Consider the following 775-nt stretch of genomic DNA (forward strand, 5'->3'; position numbering starts at 1 on the left):
GTAGGCTTCCGGTGTGAGACGCCTTGTTGATTTTATGGTGTGGTGATGTGTTCTGTTCATGACAGAGCGATCAGAACAGAATGATGCTTGTGTCGCAGCGACATTCGCTGCGACACAAGCATCGCGAGCCCTTCATCCGGTTATTGAAATTGTTGGCGAACGGCGCCGGGCCTATGATGACGCATTCAGACGTCGGGTTGTGCTGGCTTCTTATGAAACTGGTCAGTCAGTCCGTGCTGTTGCGCGCCAGTTTGGTGTCCACGTCAGCGTCGTTTACCGATGGCGTCAGAGACTGGATTTCGTAAACCCGTCTGCGAAAGAGCAGCTTTCTTTTGTGCCGGTTCATATGACATCCCCTGCTGAAGGGGTGGGTGAAGACCAGTCCTGCGGGAGTGGACATGAAGCCAGCATTCTTTTTCCTGGTGGCGAGAAGCTGATGGTTGACAGCCGGATCGCGATTGAAGATCTGAGGAAACTCCTTCAGGTTTTACGCTCATGATCCCTCTTCCCTCTGGTCTGAAGATATGGCTGGCGGCAGGTGCGACAGACATGCGCCTTGGCATGCCCGGTCTGGCGCTGAGGGTTCAACAGTTTCTGGGGAGAGACCCCTATGCTGGTGATGTTTTTGTCTTTCGTGGCCGACGCGGCGATCTGGTGAAACTGATCTGGCATGACGGGATTGGAGTGTCCCTCTATGCAAAACGGATTGAACGTGGGTATTTCATCTGGCCCTCGGCAAAGGACGGGGCCATCCATCTGAGTGCGTCACAATTAA

General features: G+C 53.8%; 2 protein-coding genes. Both read left to right on the forward strand.

Features of this window, described 5'->3' with window-relative positions:
* Positions 1-58: 58 nt before the first annotated feature.
* The gene (tnpA, locus tag GOB86_RS15650; protein WP_165993580.1) at positions 59-499 is read left to right on the forward strand and encodes an IS66-like element accessory protein TnpA; all 441 of its coding nucleotides are present in this window, start codon (positions 59-61) and stop codon (positions 497-499) included.
* A partial coding sequence (tnpB, locus tag GOB86_RS15655; RefSeq protein WP_165993582.1) for an IS66 family insertion sequence element accessory protein TnpB occupies positions 496-775 on the forward strand: 280 nt, incomplete at its 3' end. The genes tnpA and tnpB, both read left to right, overlap by 4 nt.

The sequence above is a fragment of the Acetobacter lambici genome, from assembly GCF_011516885.1.
Classification (GTDB): domain Bacteria; phylum Pseudomonadota; class Alphaproteobacteria; order Acetobacterales; family Acetobacteraceae; genus Acetobacter; species Acetobacter lambici.